This window comes from Streptomyces sp. NPDC059861 (assembly GCF_042731435.1).
GTDB lineage: Bacteria > Actinomycetota > Actinomycetes > Streptomycetales > Streptomycetaceae > Streptomyces.
In genome coordinates, this window is the sequence record NZ_JBHWJQ010000023.1 from 34,019 (window position 1) to 46,941 (window position 12,923).

The window sequence follows — 12,923 nt, forward strand, 5'->3', positions numbered from 1 at the left end:
CGATGACCTTCACCCCGGGGACTGCGGGGCGTTGCCCTACCGCTTGCCGGCCGTCGCCCACTCGTGCTGGGCCGCCACGTCCGTCTTCACCTCGGCCAGCTGGATCGCGACGGCGCTGGGGGCCGTACCGCCGCGGCCGTCGCGGGAAGCGAGGGCGCCCGGGACGTCGAGGACGGTGCGGACCTCGGGGGTGAGGTGGGCGGAGATCTTCGCGAACTGCTCGTCGGTCAGCTCGTCCAGTTCCTTGCCCTCGGCCTCGGCGGCCTTCACGCACTCACCGGCCACCTCGTGCGCGACCCGGAAGGGCACGCCCTGCTTGACCAGCCACTCCGCGATGTCCGTGGCCAGCGAGAAGCCGGCCGGCGCCAGCTCCGCCATGCGCTCACGGTGCACGGTGAGGGTGGCCATCATGCCGGTGAACGCGGGGAGCAGGATCTCCAGCTGGTCGATGGAGTCGAAGACCGGCTCCTTGTCCTCCTGGAGGTCGCGGTTGTACGCGAGCGGGAGCGCCTTGAGGGTGGCCATCAGGCCGGTCAGGTTGCCGATCAGCCGGCCGGACTTGCCGCGTGCCAGCTCCGCGATGTCCGGGTTCTTCTTCTGCGGCATGATCGACGAGCCGGTGGAGAAGGCGTCGTGCAGGGTCACGAAGGAGAACTCCTTCGTGTTCCAGATGATGACCTCCTCGGCGATCCGGGAGAGGTTCACCCCGATCATCGCGGTGATGAAGGCGAACTCGGCGGCGAAGTCCCGGGATGCCGTGCCGTCGATGGAGTTGGCGGCGCTGCCGTGCTCGAAGCCGAGGTCCTTCGCGACCGCCTCCGGGTCCAGGCCGAGGCTGCTGCCCGCGAGGGCGCCCGAGCCGTACGGAGACACGGCCGTCCGCTCGTCCCACTGGCGCAGGCGCTCGGCGTCCCGGGACAGGGACTGCACATGTGCGAGGACGTGGTGGGCGAAGAGCACCGGCTGGGCGTGCTGGAGGTGGGTGCGGCCGGGCATGGCGACGTCCGGGTGGGCCTCGGCGAGGCCGATCAGAGCGTCCTGGAGGTCGGCGATCAGGCCGCCGACGGTGCGGGCGTGATCCCGCAGGTACATCCGGAAGAGCGTCGCCACCTGGTCGTTCCTCGAGCGGCCGGCGCGCAGCTTGCCGCCGAGGTCCGGGCCGAGGCGCTCCAGCAGGCCGCGCTCCAGGGCGGTGTGGACGTCCTCGTCGGCGATGGTGCCGACGAAGTCGCCCGCGGCCACGTCCGCCTCGAGCCGGTCGAGCCCGTCGAGCATCCGGCTCAGCTCGTCGTCGGTGAGCAGGCCCGCCTTGTGCAGCACGCGCGCGTGGGCACGCGAGCCGGCGATGTCGTAGGGCGCGAGCCGCCAGTCGAAGTGGACGGACGCGGACAGCTTCGCCAGGGCCTCGGCGGGACCGTCGGCGAAACGGCCGCCCCAGAGCCGTACGTCACCGCTGTTGCTGCTCACTTGCGTTGCTCCTCGGAGATTGTCTGTGGGCCTCGGCCGCCCGTGCGGCCGCCGCTGTGCGACCGCCTCCTCACCCCTGCAGGCGAGGAGGCGGCTGTCAGTCCGATACGCGTGAGGTGACCCGAAGGCCTGACCCGGTCAGGCGAGGTCGCGCTTGGCGGCGATCTTCGACGACAGGCTGTAGATGTCGATGAAGCCCTTGGCCGCGGCCTGGTCGAACGTGTCGCCCGTGTCGTAGGTCGCGAGGTTGAAGTCGTACAGCGAGCTCTCGGAGCGCCGGCCGGTGACGACGGCGCGGCCGCCGTGCAGGGTCATCCGGACGTCGCCGGAGACGTGCTGGTTGGCCTCGTCGATGAAGCCGTCCAGGGCGCGCTTGAGCGGGGAGAACCACAGGCCGTCGTAGACCAGCTCGCCCCAGCGCTGCTCGACCTGGCGCTTGTAGCGGGCCAGCTCGCGCTCGACGGTGACGTTCTCCAGTTCCTGGTGGGCGGTGATCAGCGCGATCGCTCCGGGGGCCTCGTACACCTCGCGGGACTTGATGCCGACGAGGCGGTCCTCGACCATGTCGATCCGGCCGATGCCCTGGGCGCCGGCGCGCTCGTTGAGCTGCTGGATCGCCTGGAGCACGGTGACGGGCTTGCCGTCGACGGCGACCGGGACGCCCTCCTTGAAGGTGACGACCACCTCGTCGGCGTCACGCTGGGTCGCCGGGTTCTGGGTGTACTCGTAGATGTCCTCGATCGGGGCGTTCCAGATGTCCTCCAGGAAGCCCGTCTCGACGGCACGGCCGAAGACGTTCTGGTCGATCGAGTACGGCGACTTCTTGGTCGTCGCGATCGGAAGGTTCTTCTCCTCGCAGAACGCGATGGCCTTGTCGCGGGTCATCGCGTAGTCACGGACCGGGGCGATGCACTTCAGGTCGGGGGCGAGGGCGACGATGCCGGCCTCGAAGCGGACCTGGTCGTTACCCTTGCCGGTGCAGCCGTGGGCGACCGTGGTGGCGCCGTGCTTCTGGGCGGCGGCGACGAGGTGCTTGACGATCGTGGGCCGGGAGAGGGCGGAGACCAGCGGGTAGCGGTCCATGTAGAGGGCGTTGGCCTTGATCGCCGGGAGGCAGTACTCCTCGGCGAACTCGTCCTTGGCGTCCGCGACCTCGGCCTCGACGGCACCGCAGGCGAGGGCGCGCTTGCGGATGACATCCAGGTCCTCGCCGCCCTGGCCGACGTCCACGGCAACGGCGATGACCTCGGCGCCGGTCTCCTCGGCGATCCAGCCGATGGCGACGGAGGTGTCCAGACCGCCTGAGTAGGCGAGTACGACGCGCTCGGTCACGGGTTTCTCCTCACACTGCATTCGCTGACATGCATGAGTATGCAGCAGTCTGCATGGTTCGTCAATCCGGTCACTGCCGGTGAGGTAAATCGCCACTCGGCTGAACATCCGAAATCGCTTTCCCGTACTCCTCACCGAAGACCGGCACCCCACCGGCCACACCACCCCTGGCGAGGCTTCCGCATGCCCAGGCCCCATCCGAGGCACCGCCGCCACCCATGACCCTTGGGCCCCAGGGCCTGACCCCGTGCCGCCTGCGCGTTCACCCAGTGACGCGACAGGCGCTGTGGCCGCCCCGCTTGAGCGCCGGCCGGGGCGGCCACGGCCCTAATCCTTTAGGCAGACGAACTAACTTCGCGGATAATCACTTGCCATGGGAAAGACATATGAGCGCATAGACGGCAGGCTCCGTTCGTTCATCGAGGAGCAGCCCCTCTTCTTCACCGCGACCGCCCCGCTCTCCGGCGAGGGCACGGTCAACCTCTCCCCCAAGGGCCTCAAGGGCTCGTTCGTGGTGCTCGACGAACTCACGGTCGCCTACCTCGACTTCGCGGGCTCCAACGCGGAGACGGTCGCGCACCTGCGGGAGAACGGGCGGATCACCCTCATGTGGTGCGCCTTCCAGGGCCCGCCGAACATCGTCCGGGTGCACGGGCGCGGCGAGCCGGTCTTCCGCGACGACCCGCGCTTCGGGGAACTGCTCGCCCACTTCCCGGACATCGACCCGAGCGCGCACGGGCTGCGCGCGATCGTCGTCGTGACGGCCGAACTGGTCCGCGACAGCTGTGGCTTCGCGGTGCCGCTGATGACATACGACGGCGATCGCGAGCTGCACGGCCGGCGTTTCGCGCGTGAGGACACCGCGTCGCTGAGCGCCTACTTCGCGAGCAAGGACCACATCGCCACGAGCCTCGACGGGCTGCCGGGGGTGCCGCTGCCGCTGACTCCCGTGAGCCACGAGGGCCGTCCGATGTGAACCGCCGCTCGGGCGCCGCACCGGCGCGCGGGGTGACCTTCGGGCCCGAACGGCCCATCCGAACTGCCGGTGCGGGAAGCCCCCGTTAGCGTCGGGGCATGCGCCCCGTCGCCGCCGCCGCCGTGTCCGTCCTCGTCTGCGTCTGCCTCCTCGGTGCCGCCCCCGCCGAGGGGGACGCGCTGCCCGACCGCATGGCCGACACCGGCGGCGGCAGTCAGCTGATCACCGCCGTCGCGCCGGAGGCCGGCGCGACGAAGGGGACCGTCACCTGGTGGGACCGGCTGGACGGGCGCTGGGTCGCGGCCGGTTCGGCGCCGGCCCGGTTCGGGGCGAACGGGCTGGTCGAGGGGGCGGCCCGCAAGCAGGGCACGAACACCACGCCGACAGGTCTCTTCACCCTGCCGTACGCCTTCGGCGTCAAGGAGGCGCCGGCCGGCACCACGTACAGGTACCGGCGGGTGCTCCCGGACTCCTGGTGGTGTCAGGACAACGACTCCACCGCCTACAACCGCTGGACCGAGCCCCGGCCCGCCGACTGCCGGGCGCAGGAGGCGGAGCACCTGGTGTCGTACGGGCCGCTGTACGCGCACGCGCTGGTCATCGGCTTCAATTACGACCCGCCGGTGCGCGGGCGTGGGGCCGGCATCTTTCTGCACGTCAGAGGCGAGGGGCCGACGGCGGGTTGTGTGTCGGTGCCCGAGGACGCCATGCGGCGGATCCTGCTGTGGGCGAAGGCCCGGGGCAGGCCGTACATCGCGGTGGGGACGGAGAGCGGTCCCACCGCGATCACCAGGTACTGACTGAACACACGACCGCAACCGCACGTATCTCTGGGCCAAGGGACCACGACGAACCGTTGCCCCCGTCCCCGGAGGAACCGTGACCACCACGCTGTCAGGCGGCCGCGCCGCCCGGCGTCAGACCATGCGCCGCATCCGCCCGCGCCGCTCCCCCGCCGTCCCGCTGCTCCTCGCCGTGTGGGCCGGTGCCGCCGCGGTGCTGTGGCTGTGGTGGCAGAACACCCCGGCCGTCGCCGACACCACCGGGCGGATCCTCAACGCCGGCCGGATCACCGGGCTGCTCGCCGGCTACCTGATGGCCCTGGTGGTGCTCCAGATGGCCCGGGTGCCCGCGCTGGAGCGGCGGGTGGGCTCCGACCGGGTGGCGCGCTGGCACGCGATGACCGGCCGGTACACCCTGAGCCTGGTCATCGCGCACGTGTTCCTCACGATGTGGGGATACGCCCTGCAGGCCGGCAAGACCCTCGGTGACGTCGTCCAGCAGACCGTCGACTCCGTCAACCAGCTGCCGGACATGGGCAAGGCCGCCATCGGCACGGGACTGCTGCTGCTCATCGGCCTCGTCTCGATCGGCCCGGTCCGCCGCCTGATGCCGTACGACACTTGGTACCACGTCCATCTGATGACGTACGCCGCGGTGTACCTGACGTTCTGGCACCAGATCAGCACCGGCAACGACTTCGCCGTCGAACCCGCCGCGAAGACCTTCTGGTACGGGCTGTACGGCGTGGTCACCGCGTTGGTGGTGTGGTTCCGGATCATCACCCCGATCCGGCTGAACCTGCGGCACCGGATGCGCGTCGACGCGGTCATCGAGGAGACGCCCGGCATCGTGTCGGTGCTGATCAGCGGGCGGAAGCTGCACCGGATGGGCGCGGAGGCGGGGCAGTTCTTCCGGTGGCGGTTCCTGGCACCGGGCATGCGGTACAGCTCCCATCCGTACTCGCTGTCGGCGGCGCCCCGCCCCGACATGCTCCGGATCACGGTGAAGGCGATCGGCGACCACAGCACCCGGCTGCGCGAGCTGGAGCCCGGCACCCGGGTGTGGGCCGAGGGGCCCTACGGCGCGCTGACCGCCCAGCGCCGCAGCCGCGGCAAGGTGCTGCTGGTCGCGGGCGGCGTCGGCATCACGCCGATGCGGGCGCTGTTCGAGACACTGCCGGGCGCGGCCGGTGACATCACGCTGCTGTACCGGGCCAACAGCACCCAGGACCTGGCCCTCTGGGACGAGCTGGCGAAGATCGCCAACGAGCGGGGTGCCCGGCTGATGTACGCGGTCAACAGTCCGGACGGGGAGCGCCCGGACATCTCGGCGGAGTCGCTGGAGCGGAAGATCCCCGACATCGACCGCCACGACGTCTTCCTGTGCGGGCCGCCCGGCTTCGCACAGTCCGTGTACGAGGCACTGCGCGGCGCGGGGGTCCCCGCCCGCCGTATCCATCACGAGTCGTTCGAGATGTGAGCGACGGGTCATCAGGAGACCGGCAACCATGAAGAAGAGCCATCCCATCCGGCGTGCCGTGCTCGCCACCGCCGCCACCGTGTCCGGCATCGTGCTGCTGCTGTCGCTGAAGCCGGCGAGCGACCCCGGCTCCGCCGCGGCCGCGGTGCCCCGGCAACCGCCGGGCGCGGCGGCTCCCCAGGGCGGCGCGCAGGCCGCGGGCACCGCCACGGTCACCGGCGCGGTGGCCCAGACGCAGTACGGTCCCGTGCAGGTGCGGCTCACCGTGAACAACGGGAAGGTCACGCAGGCCGAGGCGGTGCAGGCGCCCAGCGGTGGGCAGAGCACCCAGGTCACCGCCGACGCCGTGCCCAAGCTCAACCAGGCCGCCGTGGCCGCGCAGAGCGCGCAGATCGACGCGGTGTCCGGGGCGACGTACACCAGCGCGGGCTACAAGGAGTCCCTCCAGTCGGCGCTGGACAAGGTGCCGGCGGGCGGCGGCTCGGGCGAGGGCGAGCAGGGGTCGGGCCAGGCGCAGCCCGCGCGTACGGTCACCGGGGCCGTGGCCCAGACGCAGTACGGGCCCGTACAGGTCCGGATCACCGTCAGCGGCGGGAAGATCACGCAGGCCGAGGCGGTGCAGGCGCCCAGCGGCGGCCAGAGCACCCAGGTCACCGCCGACGCCGTGCCCGAGCTCAACCAGGCCGCCGTCGCGGCGGGCAGCGCCGACATCGACGCCGTCTCCGGGGCCACGTACACCAGCGGCGGCTACCGGCAGTCGCTGCAGTCGGCGCTGGACCAGGCCGGTGGCTGAGCCGGTGACGGAGCCCGCACAGGCTCCCGCCGCGGTACGCCGGGCGGAGGAGGTGATGGGGACCGTCTTCTCCTTCGACGTCCGCGGCGGGGATCCCCGTACCGTGCGATCGGCCCTCGACGCGGCCGTCGCCGGACTGCACCAGGTGGACGCGGTGTTCAGCACCTACCGCGAGGACAGCCAGCTGACCCGGCTGGGCCGCGGGGAGATGACCGTCGGGGAGTGCGATCCCGAGGTCGCCGAGGTGCTGGAGCTGGCCGCCGAGGCGGAACGGGTCAGTGAGGGGTGGTTCAGCACGACGTACGAGGGCCGGCTCGACCCGACCGGGATCGTGAAGGGCTGGGCCGTGGAACGGGCGGCGCGGCTGCTGGCGGCGGCCGGGGCGAGCGGGGTCAGCGTCAACGGCGGCGGGGACGTGCAGCTGCTCGGCGTGCCCGGCGCGGAGCGGCCCTGGCGGGTCGGCGTGTCGGATCCGCTGCGGCCCGGCGGGCTGGCGGCGGTCATCTCCGCGGCCGGCGCCCGCGAACTGGCCGTCGCGACGTCCGGCACGGCCGAGCGCGGCGCCCACATCGTGGACCCGCGCACCGGGAAGTCGGCGGTGACGGACCTGCTCGCGGTGACGGTCGTCGCCCCCCGCCTGACCTGGGCGGACTGCTGGGCGACGGCCGCCTTCGCGAGGGGCGCCCGCGACGGCCTGACCTGGCTGGAGTCCCTGCCGGACGTGGAGGCACTGCTGATCACGGCGGGTGACGAGGTGTGGTGCACGGGAGGGCTGGGCGGGTGGCTGGGATGAGAACCGGTGGCCGGGATGAGAACCGGTGGCCGGGATGAGAACCGGTGGCCGGGCTGGGCACCCACACGACCACAGGGCTGACCCCGACCGCTGCTACGCCGAGGCGCTGATCAGCCAGCAGGCTGCTGTGAAGCTTGCCTCCCCTCCGTCTACGTACGGGGCGAAGGCCGTCCGGAGCGTTTCGATCACCCGGGACCTGGTCGGCTCGTCCGTCTCCTGGAGGACCCGGCCCACGGGGCCGAGCAGCGTGAAGTAGCGCTCCAGTTCCTTCTCCGGCATCGCGCACGTGACGTCGAGCGGCTCGACGGCGACCCCCGTCCAGCCGCTCTCGGCGAGGACGCTTCGCACCCGCTCCGCCCGCGCGAAGGCGAACTGGCCCGGCCCGTCCCGGTCACGGGGCGGGAGGTCCGGCAGCAGCGGCGCCGCCGCCCGCTCGGCCGTCGTCATGAAGGGGTTGTCCTCGGGACCCCGCCAGACGATGAGCCGCAGCTGCGCGCCGGGCCGGGCGGCGCGCCGCAGATTCGCGAAGGCGCCGGCGAAGTCCTCGAAGAACATCACACCGAACCGCGAGACGACCAGGTCGAAGCCGCCCGGCTCGAAGGCGTGGGTCGCGGCGTCGGCGCAGACGAAGCGGACCGGCACGCCCTCCCGCTCGGCGCGTGCCCGGGCGGCCTCGATCATCGGCTCGGCGACGTCAATGCCCACGCAGTCGCCCTCCGGGCCGGCTCGTCGTGCCGCGGCGACGGTCGTGCCGCCCGTGCCGCAGCCGACGTCGAGGACTCGCGCACCGGTGCCGACCGGCTCGGCGAGGAGCGGCTCGAACGGCTTGAAGAGCCCGTCCAGCAGGTCCTGCGCCGCGACCCAGTTGCGCCCCGCGACCCCGCTCCACAGCGCCTTCAGTGCCTCCGCGTCCCGGCGTTCGGCGGTCATGGCGTCTCCCATCGCTTGCTGTCGACATGCCCTGCCCGTACGGTGCCAGTTCAAGTCGGCTTGAGGTCAAGGTCATGGCGGATCCGGACATCGCGGAGGTGGCGCGGCGCTCCGGCGTGCCCGCCTCGACCCTGCGTTTCTACGAGGAGAAGGGCCTGATCGCCTCGACCGGCAGACGGGCCGGCAGGCGGGTCTTCGATCCCGGGGTCCTGCGGCGGCTGGCGCTGATCGCGATGGGGCGCGCCGCCGGTTTCTCGCTGGACGAGATCGCGCTGATATTCGCCCCGGACGGGCGGCCCCGGCCCGACCGGGCGACGCTGACGGCGAAGGCGGACGAGCTGGACGGGACGATCCGCCGGCTCACGGCCATGCGCGACGGACTGCGGCACGCGGCGGACTGCCCCGCGCCGAGCCATATGGAGTGCCCGACCTTCCGCCGCCTGCTGCGGGCGGCGGAGTCGGGTGCCATGAGCGCGCCGGAGGGCGGGCTCAGTGGCCGTTCTGGGCCAGCCGCAGCAGATGGTCGGCGAGCGCCTGCCCGCCGTCCGGCTGACGGCTGATCAGCAGCAGCGTGTCGTCACCGGCGATCGTGCCCAGGATGTCGTGCAGCTCTGCCTGGTCGATCGCCGAGGCGAGGAACTGGGCCGCGCCCGGCGGGGTGCGCAGGACCACGAGGTTGGCGGAGGCCTCCGCGGAGATGAGCAGTTCCTGGGAGAGCCGCCGCATCCGCTCCTCCTTCGCCGACCCTCCCAACGGCGCGCGGGGCGTGCGGAAGCCGCCCTCGCTGGGCACCGCGTAGATCAGGTCGCCGTCGGTGTTGCGGATCTTCACCGCGTTCAGCTCGTCCAGGTCGCGGGAGAGCGTCGCCTGAGTGACGGTCAGCCCGTCGTCGGCCAGCAGCTTCGCCAGCTGGCTCTGCGAGCGGACCGGTTGCCGGTTGAGGATGTCCACGATCCGGCGATGGCGTGCGGTGCGGGTCTGCGGCACCGCAGGCCCGTTGACTCCCGCGTGCCCGTTTTCCTGCGCCTGGCTCATCGTCGTCTCATTCTCCGGCTCGTCCGTCCCCGTGACTTGCGTCGAGGACACCGGACAGCGCCCGGAGCAGCGCCTCCACCTCGTCGTCGCCGAGGTTCAGCGGCGGCATGAGCCGTACGACATCGGGGGCGGGCGCGTTCACCAGGAGACCGGCGTCCTGGGCCGCCTGCTGGACCTGCGGCGCGAGCGGCTTGGTGAGCACGATACCCAGGAGGAGGCCCGCACCCCGGACATGGTCGATCAATCCATGGTTCAGGGACTCGATTCCTTCCCGCAACCTCTCGCTCTGCCGCTTGACGTTCTCCAGCAGTGACTCGTTCTCGATGGTGTCGAGCACGGCGAGTCCGGCCGCGCAGGCGACGGGGTTGCCGCCGAAGGTCGTGCCGTGGTGACCGGGCTGGAGCAGCTCGGCAGCCCGCCCGAACGCCACCGTGGCGCCCAGCGGCAGGCCGCCGCCGAGACCCTTCGCGAGCGTGACGACGTCCGGCAGGACGCCCTCGTGGGCCTGGTACTCGAACCAGTGTCCGGTCCGCCCGACGCCGGTCTGCACCTCGTCGAGCACCAGCAGCGAGCCGGTCGCGGCCGTGATCGCGCGGGCCGCCTTCAGATAGCCGGCGGGCGGGACCACGACGCCGTTCTCGCCCTGCACCGGCTCGATGACGACCAGCGCCGTCTCCTCGGTGACCGCGGCGGCCAGCGCCTGCGCGTCGCCGTACGGGACGTGCGTGACGTCACCGGGCAGCGGCAGGAACGGCGTCTGCTTGGCGGGCTGGCCGGTGAGCGCGAGGGCGCCCATGGTGCGGCCGTGGAAGCCACCCTCGGTGGCGACCATGTGGGTCCGGCCGGTCAGCCTGCCGATCTTGAAGGCGCCCTCGTTGGCCTCGGCGCCGGAGTTGCAGAAGTAGACCTTGCCGTCCCGGCCGAACAGCTGGAGGAGCCGCTCGGCGAGCGCGACGGGCGGCTCGGCGACGAAGAGGTTGGAGACGTGCCCGAGGGACGCGATCTGCTTGCTGACCGCCTCGACGACCGCGGGGTGCGCGTGCCCGAGCGCGTTGACCGCGATGCCGCCGACGAAGTCGACGTACTCCTTGCCGTCGGCGTCCCACAGCCGCGCGCCCGCGCCGCGTACCAGCGGCAGTCGCGGGGTGCCGTAGTTGTTCATGAGCGCGTCCTGCCACCGCGCGGTCAGTTCCTGGTTGGCACTCATACGGCATCCCCCTCTTGCGCGTCCGGCACGACCATCGTGCCGATGCCCTCGTCGGTGAAGATCTCCAGCAGGATCGAGTGCTGGACCCGGCCGTCGATGACGCGGGCGGTCGTGACGCCGTTGCGCACGGCGTGCAGACAGCCCTCCATCTTCGGCACCATGCCGGACGACAGCTCCGGCAGGAGTTTCTCCAGCTGGGAGGCGGTGAGGCGGCTGATCACCTCGTCGCTGTGGGGCCAGTCCTCGTAGAGGCCCTCGACGTCGGTGAGGACCATGAGGGTCTCGGCGCCCAGCGCAGCAGCGAGTGCCGCAGCCGCCGTATCAGCATTGACGTTGTAGACATGTCCGTCGTCCTGGGAGCGGGCGATCGACGACACGACCGGGATCCGGCCGTCGGCGAGCAGTGCCTCGATCGCGCCCGTGTCGATCTCGGTGATCTCGCCGACCCGCCCGATGTCGACGAGCTCGCCGTCGATCCGGGGCTGGTGCTTGGTGGCGGTCATGGTGTGGGCGTCCTCGCCGGTGATGCCGACGGCGAGCGGCCCGTGCTGGTTGAGCAGGCCGACCAGCTCGCGCTGCACCTGACCGGCCAGCACCATGCGCACGACGTCCATGGCGTCCTCGGTGGTGACCCGCAGGCCCGCCTTGAACTCGCTGACGATGCCGTGCCGGTCGAGGGCGGCGCTGATCTGCGGGCCACCGCCGTGCACGACGACCGGCTTCAGGCCTGCGTGCCGCAGGAAGACTACGTCCTGGGCGAAGGCGGCCTTCAGGTCCTCGTTCACCATGGCGTTGCCGCCGAACTTGATGACGACCGTCCTGCCGTGGTGCCGGGTCAGCCAGGGCAGTGCCTCGATGAGGATCTGCGCCTTGGGCAGCGCGGTGTGTTTACGCGTCGTGGTCATGAGGAGTAGGCGCTGTTCTCGTGGACGTAGTCGGCGGTGAGGTCGTTGGTCCAGATCGTGGCGGTCTCGGATCCGGCGGCGAGGTCGGCGACGATGTGCACCTCGCGGTAGCGCATGTCCACCTTCTCGCGGTCCTCGCCGACACCGCCGTTCTTGCAGACCCAGACGCCGTTGATGGCGACGTTCAGCCGGTCGGGCTCGAACGCGGCGGACGTGGTGCCGATCGCGGACAGGACGCGGCCCCAGTTGGGGTCCTCGCCGTGGATCGCGCACTTGAGGAGGTTGTTGCGGGCGATCGAGCGGCCCACCTCGACGGCGTCGTCCTCCGCCGCCGCGTTGATCACCTCGACCTTGATGTCCTTGCTGGCGCCCTCGGCGTCGCGGATCAGCTGCTGCCCGAGGTCGTCGCAGACCTGCCGTACGGCATCGGCGAACTCCTCGTGGTCCGGGGTGACCCCGGACGCGCCCGAGGCGAGCAGCAGGACGGTGTCGTTGGTCGACATGCAGCCGTCAGAGTCGACGCGGTCGAAGGTGACCCGGGTGGCGGCGCGCAGCGCCTTGTCGAGGGTCGCGCTGTCCAGGTCGGCGTCCGTCGTGAGGACGACGAGCATGGTGGCGAGGCCCGGGGCGAGCATGCCCGCGCCCTTGGCCATGCCGCCGACGGTCCAGCGGTCCTTGGTGACGACGGAGGTCTTGTGGACCGTGTCGGTGGTCTTGATGGCGATGGCGGCCTTCTCACCACCGTGCTCGGAGAGCTGGGCGGCGGCCGTCTCGACGCCGGGGAGCAGCTTGTCCATCGGGAGCAGTACACCGATGAGGCCGGTGGAGCAGACGGCCACCTCGATCGCGCCCCTGCCGAGCACCTCGGCGGCCTTCTCGGCGGTGGCGTGCGTGTCCTGGAAGCCCTTCGGGCCGGTACAGGCGTTGGCGCCACCGGAGTTGAGGACGACGGCGGACACCTGGCCGCTCTTGAGGACCTGCTCGGACCAGAGCACGGGCGCGGCCTTGACGCGGTTGGAGGTGAAGACGCCCGCGGCGGCGCGGCGGGGCCCGTCGTTGACCACGAGGGCCAGGTCCGGGTTGCCGTTCTCCTTGATCCCGGCGGCGACACCGGCCGCCGTGAATCCCTTGGCTGCCGTGACACTCACTGCGACTCCTCGTTCGCTACTCCGCCCGTGCGGCGCACCGGTGCGGCCATGGTCGTCGTCTGCAGCCCCGCGGCT

General features: G+C 71.6%; 13 protein-coding genes. 6 read left to right on the plus strand and 7 right to left on the minus strand.

The window, feature by feature from the left end; translation table 11 throughout:
* Nucleotides 1-36: 36 nt before the first annotated feature.
* Both argH and ACFV6X_RS20985 read right to left on the minus strand, forming a co-directional pair.
* A complete protein-coding gene (gene argH, locus ACFV6X_RS20980; RefSeq protein WP_385385598.1) occupies nucleotides 37-1,467 on the minus strand; it encodes an argininosuccinate lyase in 1,431 nt (476 codons plus the stop codon).
* Nucleotides 1,468-1,605: 138 nt separating this feature from the next.
* Complete coding sequence (locus tag ACFV6X_RS20985) at nucleotides 1,606-2,799, minus strand: argininosuccinate synthase (protein WP_385385600.1); 1,194 nt, start codon at nucleotides 2,797-2,799, stop codon at nucleotides 1,606-1,608.
* A 373-nt stretch (nucleotides 2,800-3,172) separates the two neighbouring features.
* Here ACFV6X_RS20985 and ACFV6X_RS20990 point away from each other — a divergent pair, with 373 nt between their 5' ends.
* The 5 genes from ACFV6X_RS20990 to ACFV6X_RS21010 all read left to right on the plus strand — a co-directional run bounded on the left by ACFV6X_RS20990 (nucleotide 3,173) and on the right by ACFV6X_RS21010 (nucleotide 7,623).
* The gene (locus ACFV6X_RS20990; RefSeq protein WP_385385602.1) at nucleotides 3,173-3,775 is read left to right on the plus strand and encodes a pyridoxamine 5'-phosphate oxidase family protein; all 603 of its coding nucleotides are present in this window, start codon (nucleotides 3,173-3,175) and stop codon (nucleotides 3,773-3,775) included.
* A 98-nt stretch (nucleotides 3,776-3,873) separates the two neighbouring features.
* Nucleotides 3,874-4,575, plus strand: coding sequence for a L,D-transpeptidase (locus tag ACFV6X_RS20995; protein ID WP_385385604.1), 702 nt, complete (start codon nucleotides 3,874-3,876; stop codon nucleotides 4,573-4,575).
* Nucleotides 4,576-4,654: 79 nt separating this feature from the next.
* Nucleotides 4,655-6,037 (plus strand): ferric reductase-like transmembrane domain-containing protein, encoded by a 1,383-nt coding sequence (locus ACFV6X_RS21000; RefSeq protein WP_385385606.1) that lies wholly within the window; start codon nucleotides 4,655-4,657, stop codon nucleotides 6,035-6,037.
* A gap of 28 nt (nucleotides 6,038-6,065) precedes the next feature.
* Nucleotides 6,066-6,830 carry an FMN-binding protein gene (locus tag ACFV6X_RS21005; protein ID WP_385385608.1) on the plus strand — a complete coding sequence of 255 codons (765 nt, stop codon included), beginning with the start codon at nucleotides 6,066-6,068 and terminating at the stop codon, nucleotides 6,828-6,830.
* A complete protein-coding gene (locus ACFV6X_RS21010; protein ID WP_385385610.1) occupies nucleotides 6,823-7,623 on the plus strand; it encodes an FAD:protein FMN transferase in 801 nt (266 codons plus the stop codon). Before ACFV6X_RS21005 ends, ACFV6X_RS21010 begins: the two co-directional genes overlap by 8 nt.
* A 93-nt stretch (nucleotides 7,624-7,716) precedes the next feature.
* Here ACFV6X_RS21010 and ACFV6X_RS21015 read toward each other — a convergent pair whose 3' ends face one another.
* Complete coding sequence (locus ACFV6X_RS21015) at nucleotides 7,717-8,553, minus strand: class I SAM-dependent methyltransferase (RefSeq protein WP_385385612.1); 837 nt, start codon at nucleotides 8,551-8,553, stop codon at nucleotides 7,717-7,719.
* Nucleotides 8,554-8,627: 74 nt separating this feature from the next.
* On the opposite strand from ACFV6X_RS21015, the gene ACFV6X_RS21020 reads away from it, so the two are divergent.
* Nucleotides 8,628-9,113 carry a helix-turn-helix domain-containing protein gene (locus ACFV6X_RS21020; protein WP_385385614.1) on the plus strand — a complete coding sequence of 162 codons (486 nt, stop codon included), beginning with the start codon at nucleotides 8,628-8,630 and terminating at the stop codon, nucleotides 9,111-9,113.
* Here ACFV6X_RS21020 and ACFV6X_RS21025 read toward each other — a convergent pair.
* The 4 genes from ACFV6X_RS21025 to argJ are packed head-to-tail and all read right to left on the minus strand — an operon-like array spanning nucleotide 9,043 to nucleotide 12,848.
* Nucleotides 9,043-9,588, minus strand: a complete 546-nt coding sequence (locus ACFV6X_RS21025; protein ID WP_385385616.1) for an arginine repressor — start codon at nucleotides 9,586-9,588, stop codon at nucleotides 9,043-9,045. The two genes, ACFV6X_RS21020 and ACFV6X_RS21025, sit on opposite strands and share 71 nt — an antisense overlap.
* A gap of 7 nt (nucleotides 9,589-9,595) precedes the next feature.
* Nucleotides 9,596-10,795 carry an acetylornithine transaminase gene (locus ACFV6X_RS21030; RefSeq protein ID WP_385385618.1) on the minus strand — a complete coding sequence of 400 codons (1,200 nt, stop codon included), beginning with the start codon at nucleotides 10,793-10,795 and terminating at the stop codon, nucleotides 9,596-9,598.
* Nucleotides 10,792-11,700 carry an acetylglutamate kinase gene (gene argB, locus ACFV6X_RS21035; protein WP_365451361.1) on the minus strand — a complete coding sequence of 303 codons (909 nt, stop codon included), beginning with the start codon at nucleotides 11,698-11,700 and terminating at the stop codon, nucleotides 10,792-10,794. The genes ACFV6X_RS21030 and argB overlap by 4 nt, the downstream gene beginning before the upstream one ends.
* Entirely contained in the window at nucleotides 11,697-12,848 is a 1,152-nt protein-coding gene (argJ, locus tag ACFV6X_RS21040; protein WP_385385620.1) for a bifunctional glutamate N-acetyltransferase/amino-acid acetyltransferase ArgJ, read from the minus strand. The genes argB and argJ overlap by 4 nt, the downstream gene beginning before the upstream one ends.
* Between the last annotated feature and the right edge of the window lie 75 nt (nucleotides 12,849-12,923).